The organism is Bradyrhizobium sp. AT1 (genome assembly GCF_001590795.1).
GTDB lineage: Bacteria > Pseudomonadota > Alphaproteobacteria > Rhizobiales > Xanthobacteraceae > Bradyrhizobium.
Genome location: NZ_JXDL01000001.1, coordinates 5,889,849 through 5,898,452 on the forward strand (window position 1 = coordinate 5,889,849; position 8,604 = coordinate 5,898,452).

Below are 8,604 nucleotides of genomic sequence, written 5' to 3' on the forward strand. Positions count from 1 at the left end.
GTACCTCTGATTTCGCCTTTGAAATCAGGGGCTTTTGCCTCTCACCGGAAAGAGATCAGACTGATGGCAGCCATCCCTGGCGTCCGCCGTTCAGAGCTCGGTGACGCCTTGCGCGCTTGTCGCACGGCGTTCATCGGCGTCGGCTTGATGAGCTGCATGATCAACCTGCTCTATCTGACCGGGTCGATCTTCATGCTGGAGGTTTACGACCGGGTGCTGCCGAGCCGCAGCATTCCCACCCTTGTCGGCCTCATCATCCTCGCCAGCTTCCTCTACATGGCGCAGGGCGTGCTCGACATGATCCGCAACCGGATCCTGGGGCGGATCGGTACCGCGCTGGACGAGGCGCTCAACAAGCGCGTGTTCGACACCATCGTGCGCCTGCCGCTCCTGGTCGGCAGTCGCAACGAAGGTCTGCAGCCGCTGCGCGATCTCGACAATGTCCGCTCCTTCCTCGGCGGCATGGGCCCGAGCGCGTTCTTCGACCTGCCCTGGCTGCCGCTTTATCTCGCCATCTGCTTCGCCTTCCACGTCATGATCGGCGTCACCGCTCTGGTCGGCGCCATCATCCTGGTCGGCCTGACGCTGGTCACCGAATTCATGTCCCGCCAGCCGGCGAAGGATGCGATGGGCCTTGCCGCCCAGCGCAACGATCTCGCCCAGGCCAGCCGCCGCAACGCCGAGGTCATGGTGTCGATGGGCATGGCCGGCCGGATGAACGCGCGCTGGAGCGAGGCCAACGAAAAATATCTCGCCGGCAATCAGCGCGCGAGCGACGTCGCCGGCGGTCTCGGCGCGGTCGCAAAGGTGCTGCGCATGATGCTGCAATCGGCCGTGCTCGCGGTCGGCGCCTATCTCGTCATCCACCAGGAGGCGACCGCCGGCATCATCATCGCCGGCTCGATCCTCTCCGCGCGCGCGCTGGCGCCCGTCGATCTCGCCATTGCGCATTGGAAATCCTTCGTCGCGGCGCGCCAGAGCTGGCATCGCCTCACCCGCCTGCTGGAGCAGATGCCGGCGCGGCCGATGCCGACCCAGTTGCAGGCGCCGACGAGCCGGCTCTCGGTCGAAGGCGTCGCCATGGTGGCGCCCGGCGATCAGCGCCTCATCGTGCAGGACATCACCTTCGCGCTTTCCGCGGGCAACGGCCTCGGCGTGATCGGTCCGAGCGGTTCCGGCAAGTCGTCGCTGATCCGCGCGCTGGTCGGGGTCTGGCAGCCGGTGCGCGGCAAGGTCCGGCTCGACGGCGCGGCGCTCGACCAATGGTCGTCCGACGCGCTCGGCCGCCACATCGGCTATCTGCCGCAGGACGTCGAATTGTTCGGCGGCACCATCGCGCAGAACATCAGCCGGTTCGACCCCGAGGCGACGTCCGACGGCATCATCGCGGCGGCGAAGGAAGCCGGTGTGCACGAGATGATCATCAAGATGCGCGAGGGCTACAACACGCAGGTCGGCGAGCAGGGCACAGCACTTTCCGCAGGCCAGGCCCAGCGCGTGGCGCTGGCGCGCGCGCTCTATGGCAATCCCTTCCTGATCGTGCTCGACGAACCCAACTCCAACCTCGACACCGAAGGCGACGAGGCGCTGACCCGCGCCGTGCGCGCCGCGCGCGAGCGCGGCGCCATCGTCATCGTGGTGGCGCACCGCCCGATCGGCGTCGAGGCGGTCGACCAGGTCCTGGTGCTGCGCGACGGCCGCATGCAGGCGTTCGGGCCGAAGGAACAGGTGCTCGCCCAGGTGCTGCAGCCGCGCGTGACACCGCCGGCACCGATCAAGATCGTCAGCGAAGGCGGAGTGGCCAAACCATGAGCACGATGGCCATCGGCGGCCCGAAGCCTGCCGCGAAGAGGACCGTTCGGGACTCGATCAAGTTTCACCTCCTGCTCGGACTTGGCATCGTGCTGGTCCTGGTCGTCGGTCTCGGCGGCTGGGCGTCCACCGTTCTGATCTCGGGTGCGCTGATCGCGCCGGGGCAGATCGTGGTCGAATCCAACGTCAAGAAGGTGCAGCACCCGACCGGCGGCGTGGTCGGCGAGGTGCGCGCCCGCGACGGCGACCTGGTCAAGGCCGGCGACATCGTGGTGCGGCTCGACGACACCGTCACCAAGGCGAACCTCGCCATCGTCACCAAGAATCTCGACGCCGCGCAGGCGCGTGCGGCGCGGCTGCAGGCCGAGCAGCGCGGTGTCGACAGGATCGAATTTCCGCAAAGCCTGCTCGATCGCGCTGGCGATCCCGACGTCAAGCTGCTGCTTTCCGCCGAAACCAAGCTGTTCGACGTTCGCGTCAACGGCCGCGCCGGACAGAAGGCGCAGCTGCGCGAGCGCATCACGCAGCTCAACGAGGAGATCGCCGGCCTCAGCGCCCAGGAGAAGGCCAAGGACCAGGAGATCGCGCTGGTGCAGAACGAGCTCACCGGCGTACGGGAGCTCTACGACAAGCGCCTGGTGCAGATCTCGCGCCTGACCCAGCTCGAGCGCGACTCGGCGCGCCTCAACGGCGAGCGCGCGCAGTACATCGCTTCGCGCGCCCAGGCCAAGGGCAAGATCACCGAGACCGAGCTGCAGATCATCCAGGTCGACAAGGACGTGGTGAGCGAGGTCTCCAAGGACCTGCGCGAGACCAACGACAAGATCGGTGAATTGATCGAGCGCAAGGTCGCCGCCGAAGACCAGCTTCGCCGCATCGACATCCGCGCGCCGCAGGACGGCATGGTGCTGCAATCCAACGTGCACACGGTTGGCGGCGTCGTCACCGCCGGCGACGCGCTCATGCTGATCGTGCCGCAGGCGGACGATCTCCAGGTCGAGGCCAAGGTCAACCCGGTCGACATCGACAAGCTCCAGATCGGCCAGAAGACGCTGCTGCGCCTCTCCGCCTTCAACCAGCGCACGACGCCCGAGCTCAACGGCCTCGTCAGCCGCGTCTCGCCCGACGTCACCACCGACCAGCGCACCGGCCAGAGCTACTACACCATCCGCGTCACGATGCCGGCCGAAGAGATCGCCCGTCTCGGCGACGTCAAGATGATTCCCGGCATGCCCGTGGAAGCCTTCGTCCAGACCGGCGACCGCACCATGCTGTCCTATCTGATGAAGCCGCTGCACGACCAGCTGATGCGTGCATTCCGCGAGAAGTGACGCGCGAAAGCGCGTCGTTCTGGAGATCTCGTAGGTGGGTTAGGCGAAGCCGTAACCCACCACTTCTTTTTCCGCGGAAGCAGAAGCGGTGGGTTACGCTGCGCTAACCCACCCTACGACACCGCCTTCTTTGCTATAGTTCGACTCGAAGCTCAGACAACCCCGCGGTCGAACCATGCAATCTCTCCCCTCCATCGCCACAGAATCCTTCTCCGACGCCGGCCTTGCCGTCGCTCGCCTCGAAGAGATCTACGAGCGCAACACGAAATTCCTGCGCGACCGGTTCGAGGCCTATGTCGGCGGCGAGCCGATCACGACACGGGTGCGGGCCTATTATCCCTTCGTGCGCATCACCACCGCGACGCATGCGCGGCTGGATTCGCGTCTCGCCTACGGCTTCGTCGCCGGGCCCGGCGTGCATGAAACCAGCGTGACGCGTCCGGATCTGTTCCGCAGTTATCTCGTCGAGCAGATCGGTCTCTTGATCGAGAACCACGGCGTGCCGGTTGAGATCGGCGAGTCCGCCGAGCCGATCCCGATCCACTTCGCCTATCGCCGCGACATCAATATCGAGGCCGCCATCACCACCAGCGAGAACTCGCCCGTCGCGAGGTCGCTGCGCGATGCATTCGACGTGCCTGACCTCGCCACCATGGACGATTCCATCGCGGACGGTACCTTTGAGCTCCAGCCCGGCGCGCCCGAGCCGCTGTCGCTGTTCCGTGCCGCCCGCGTCGATTACTCGCTGCGGCGGCTCTATCACTACACCGGCACCGATCCCGAACACTTCCAGAATTTCGTGATCTTCACCAACTACCAGTTCTATGTCGACGCCTTCGCGCAAGCCTGCCAGCAGCGGCTCCAGGCCGGTGAGGCCGGCCTCGACGCTTTCGTCGCGCCGGGAAACGTGATCACACGCAGTGGCGGAACGACGATTGGGGACGCGCCCGCGCGCATGCCGCAGATGCCAGCCTTCCACCTGGTGGCGCCCGGCTATCGCGGCATCACCTTGATCAACATCGGCACCGGCCCGTCCAACGCGCGCAACGTCACCGACCACGTCGCAGTGCTGCGCCCGCATGCCTGGTTGATGCTCGGCCACTGCGCGGGCCTGCGCAACACGCAGCGGCTCGGCGACTACGTGCTCGCGCATGGCTACGTGCGTGAGGATCACGTGCTCGACCGCGAGCTGCCGCTATGGGTGCCGATCCCGGCACTGGCCGAGATGCAGGTCGCACTCGAGGAGGCGGTCGAGGACGTCACCGGGCTCGAAGGTTTCGAGCTCAAGCGCCTGATGCGCACGGGAACGGTGGCGAGCGTCGACAACCGCAATTGGGAGATCTCCGGACCCGAAGTGATCCGCCGCCTGTCGCAATCGCGCGCCGTTGCGCTCGACATGGAATCGGCCGCGATCGCCGCCAACGGTTATCGTTTCCGCGTTCCCTATGGCACGCTGCTCTGCGTTTCCGACAAGCCACTGCATGGCGAAATCAAGCTCGCCGGCATGGCCAGCGAATTCTACCGCCGCCGCGTTGGTCAGCATCTCGAGATCGGCCTGAAGGCACTGGAGCGGCTCAAGCAGCAGGAATCCGAGCGGCTGCATTCGCGCAAGCTGCGCAGCTTTGCCGAGGTCGCGTTCCAGTAAGGCAAAGTTGCTCTTTGCTGCTGACAATCGAAGCGATTTTTAGCATTGTCCGGCGGGGGTGCTCGACCGGGACGACTTGATGCCGCTCACGCGCGACAAGATCATTGGCCATGACCTCGAACGGCTGGCCTTTCGCTTCACCATGTTGAACGACGGCGAGGCGGTGCAGTGCCAGATCAGCGACGCGGCGATGGACGAGCTCGCGGGCATGCAGGGCACCGAAAGCAGCGCGCGCCAGGCGCAGTTCCTGTCGCTGCGCGAGACCATCGAGCGGATCGCGTCGGATATCTATGACGAGGCGCCGCGGGTGCAGGGATACGTGGTGCGGATCTTCATGCGGCATTTGGGGCGCTCATATTAGTCACCCACCGTTGTCATGCCCCGCGCAGGCGGGGCATCCAGTACGCCGCGGCCTTTCGAATAATCACAACCATCTCGGAGTACTGGATCGCCCGCCTTCGCGGGCGATGACGGCGGCGTGGTGGCGAGACTACCCCCAACTCGCGCACGCATCGCACCAACCTCACCCCTCCAGCTTCCTCAATAACAGTTTCAGCGCCGTCGCGGCGAACATTTGCATGTTGCCGAACCTGTCGCCGCTTCCCGTCTCCAGCGTCATCACCTCTGACAAAGGCCCCGCAACCGCCATGCAGCTATGGCCGGCGGCGTCGCCGTAGCGGTTGCCGGTGGGGCCGGCTGCGCCGGTTTCGGACAGGCCCCAGTCGCTGCCGAAGCGTGTTCGCATCCGATCGGCCAGCAGTTGCGCATAGGGCTCCGAGGAGGAGCGAAAGCCCTTCATTCCCTCGTCCGAAATATCCATCAGCACGCGCCTGGCATCGCGGGTGTAGACCACTGCGCCGCCGAGGAAATAGGCCGACGCGCCGGGCACCGCGAGCAGGCTGGCCGCAAGCAGGCCGCCGGTCGAGGATTCCGCCACAGCGATGGTCTGCTTGCGCGCGATCAATTTGGCGGCGACCTGTTCCGCAATGCCGACGAGCTCTTTCATTCCGCAACCCCTATTCCTTCGCAACCGAGCTCAGCCTTCCTAGCATATGACAGGACGCTTGGCCGAGTTGCAGGCGGAGGGCAGGCCTGCTTCAATGGTGGGTACAAGAAGAGACACGCGAGGAAACGTGAGAAGGGAGACGTGATGGCGTCCCTGATCGCCGGCAGCATCGATTGCGACGTGCATCCGGCCGTGCCGCATCTGACCAGCCTGCTGCCCTACCTGAACGATTATTGGCGCGATCAGGTTACGACGCGCGGCATGGTCGACCTCGTTTCGCAATCCTATCCGCCGAATTCACCGATCACGGCACGGCCCGACTGGCGCCCCGAAAGCGGCAAGGCGGGCGAGAGCCTTGTGGATATGCAGCGCCATGTGCTCGATCCCTTTCAGCTCAGCTACGCCATCTGTAATCCGCTCTACGGCGTGCAGATGGTGTTTTCCGAGGATATGCAGGCCGCCTTCTGCCGCGCGCTGAACGACTGGCTGGCAAAGGAATGGCTCGATCGGGACACGCGGCTACGCGGCTCGATCGTGATCCCGACGCAAAGCGTCGAGAAGGCTGTGGCCGAACTCGAGCGCTGCGCGCAGGACAAGCGCTTCGTTCAAGTGCTGATGCTGGTGATGGGCGACACACCGCTCGGCAAACGCACGCTGTGGCCGATCTATGAAGCCGCGGAACGACTGGAACTTCCCGTCGGCATCCACGCCGGTTCCGCCTATCACAATCCGCCGTCCGCGGTGGGATGGGGGTCCTATCACATCGAGGATTATGTCGGGCAGGCCCAGGCGTTCCAGACCCAGCTCACCAGCCTGATCGTCGAGGGCGTGTTCGCGAAATATACGCGTCTCAAAATGGTGATGCTGGAGTCGGGCGTCTCCTGGATCTCGCCCTATCTCTGGCGCTTGCACAAGTTCTGGCGCGGGGTGCGGATGGAGACGCCGTGGGTCGATCGCGCGCCGCTGGAGATTGTGCGCAGCAACATCCGCTTCTCGTTACAGCCATTTGATGCACCGCCAGACGGGGCGACATTAAATCGCCTGTTTGATCATATGCAGTCCGATGAATTGGTCCTATTCTCCACGGACTATCCGCACTGGCAGTTCGACGGCCAGGACGCGCTGCCCGAAGGTCTGTCCCCCGATCTCGTGCGCAAGATCATGATCGACAATCCGCATGCGACCTATCCCCGCCTGAAATGAGCCCGCTGCCAAGGAGGCAAGGCGATGAATATCCAGTTCCGCGAGAGCCAAGAAGCCGCGTCCCCTCTGACCGTCAAAACCGCGATCGCGGACTGCGACATCCATCCGGCCCGTGCCACCCGCACCGAGCTCTATCCCTATCTCGCCAAACGCTGGCAGCATCACCTCGAAGTCTATGGCGTCCATGCCTATCAGGGCATGATGGAAGGGCCGCCCTATCCGAAGGCCCAGCCCAATGCCTCGCGCCGCGATGCCTATCCGCCCGAAGGCGGGCCGCAGGGCTCCTCGCTCTCCTTCATGCAGAAGCAGCTGCTCGATCCCAACAACGTGCAGCTGGGCGTGCTCAATCCGCTCAACACCGGGCAGGGCATCCGTAATCACGAACTCGCGGCCGCCTTGTGCTCGGCGATCAACGACTGGCAGATCGACAAATGGACCAGCCGGGACAAGCGGCTGAAGGCGTCCATCGTCGTCGGTAACGAGGATGGTTTGTCGGCCGCCGCCGAAATCCGCGAGCGCGCCGGCGACAAGAATTTCGTGCAGGTGCTGCTGCTCAGCCGCAATGTCGAGCCGCTGGGCCAGCGCCGTTATTGGCCGATCTATCAGGCAGCAGAGGAAGCCGGCCTTCCCGTCGGCGTTCACGCCTTCGGCTTCGGCGGCAATCCGATCACGCCCTCGGGCTGGCCCTCCTATTACATCGAGGAAATGGTGGGTCATTCGCAGTGCCAGCAATCGGCGCTGGCGAGCCTGGTCCTGGAAGGTGTGTTCGAGCGCTTCCCGAAACTGAAGATGGTGATGATCGAGGCCGGCTTCGGCTGGGCGCCGTCGCTGGCGTGGCGGCTGGACAAGGTCTGGCAGCGCCTGCGCAGCGAGGTGCCGCATGTGAAGCGGCCGCCGTCGGAATACATTCGCGAGCAGGTGTGGTGGACCACGCAGCCGATGGAGGATCCGGAACGGCGCGAGGATTTGTTCGACGTCATCAACTGGATCGGCTGGGACCGGCTGCTGTTCGCGACCGACTATCCGCATTGGGACTATGACGAGCCCTCGCGCGTGCTGCCGGCGGGCGTCAGCGAGGATAACCGGGCGGCATTCTATCTCGGCAATGCGCAGAAGCTGTATGGACTGGCTTGATGGCGCGTCATGTGATTGCACCGGTCGACGAACTACCGCCCGGCACGCGAAAGTTTTTGGAGATCGACGGGCGACCGATCGCAGTCTTCAACATCAAGGGCGAATATTTCGGCCTGATGAACCGCTGCCCGCATCAGGGCGCGGCGCTATGCGAAGGCCCGCTGATCGGCCTCGCACAGTCGAATAGTCCCGGCGAGATCGAGTACACCAAGCTCGGCGAGATCATCCGCTGCCCCTGGCACGGCTGGGAATTCGACATCCGCACCGGCCAATCCTATTGCGACCCCCGCCGCTTCCGCGTGAAGGCCTATCCGGCCCATGTCGAGCCGGGCGCGAGCGTGGTGAAGGGGCCGTATGTCGCGGAGACGATCCCGGTGAGCGTCGAAAGTGACTACGTCGTGGTGGAGCTGTAGGTGTCCGCTCTTACCCTCCCCTGGAGGGGGAGGGTCGATCGCGCGAAGCGCGAGCGGGGT

8 protein-coding genes are annotated in these 8,604 nt (G+C 64.8%); 7 read left to right on the top strand and 1 reads right to left on the bottom strand.

All coding sequences use genetic code 11. The annotated features are described in order from the left end of the window. The first annotated feature begins 63 nt into the window (after positions 1-63). The 4 genes from SE92_RS27310 to SE92_RS27325 all read left to right on the top strand — a co-directional run bounded on the left by SE92_RS27310 (position 64) and on the right by SE92_RS27325 (position 5,149). Complete coding sequence (locus tag SE92_RS27310) at positions 64-1,812, top strand: type I secretion system permease/ATPase (protein ID WP_063200428.1); 1,749 nt, start codon at positions 64-66, stop codon at positions 1,810-1,812. Then, on the top strand, positions 1,809-3,143 hold the full coding sequence (locus SE92_RS27315; RefSeq protein ID WP_063200431.1) for an HlyD family type I secretion periplasmic adaptor subunit: 1,335 nt from the start codon (positions 1,809-1,811) through the stop codon (positions 3,141-3,143). Before SE92_RS27310 ends, SE92_RS27315 begins: the two co-directional genes overlap by 4 nt. 175 nt (positions 3,144-3,318) lie before the next feature. After that, on the top strand, positions 3,319-4,788 hold the full coding sequence (locus SE92_RS27320; RefSeq protein ID WP_063200434.1) for an AMP nucleosidase: 1,470 nt from the start codon (positions 3,319-3,321) through the stop codon (positions 4,786-4,788). Positions 4,789-4,867: 79 nt separating this feature from the next. Then, positions 4,868-5,149, top strand: a complete 282-nt coding sequence (locus SE92_RS27325) for a DUF1488 family protein (protein WP_063203789.1) — start codon at positions 4,868-4,870, stop codon at positions 5,147-5,149. A gap of 162 nt (positions 5,150-5,311) precedes the next feature. Here SE92_RS27325 and SE92_RS27330 read toward each other — a convergent pair whose 3' ends face one another. Beyond that, positions 5,312-5,794: a CinA family protein gene (locus SE92_RS27330; protein ID WP_063200437.1), complete on the bottom strand. Its 483-nt coding sequence runs from the start codon at positions 5,792-5,794 to the stop codon at positions 5,312-5,314. 144 nt (positions 5,795-5,938) lie between these two features. Here SE92_RS27330 and SE92_RS27335 point away from each other — a divergent pair, with 144 nt between their 5' ends. The 3 genes from SE92_RS27335 to SE92_RS27345 are packed head-to-tail and all read left to right on the top strand — an operon-like array spanning position 5,939 to position 8,544. Further along, positions 5,939-6,997: an amidohydrolase family protein gene (locus SE92_RS27335; RefSeq protein WP_063200440.1), complete on the top strand. Its 1,059-nt coding sequence runs from the start codon at positions 5,939-5,941 to the stop codon at positions 6,995-6,997. Positions 6,998-7,021: 24 nt separating this feature from the next. Then, positions 7,022-8,131, top strand: a complete 1,110-nt coding sequence (locus SE92_RS27340) for an amidohydrolase family protein (RefSeq protein WP_063200443.1) — start codon at positions 7,022-7,024, stop codon at positions 8,129-8,131. Next, positions 8,131-8,544, top strand: coding sequence for a Rieske (2Fe-2S) protein (locus tag SE92_RS27345; RefSeq protein ID WP_063200446.1), 414 nt, complete (start codon positions 8,131-8,133; stop codon positions 8,542-8,544). Before SE92_RS27340 ends, SE92_RS27345 begins: the two co-directional genes overlap by 1 nt. Positions 8,545-8,604 lie beyond the last annotated feature (60 nt).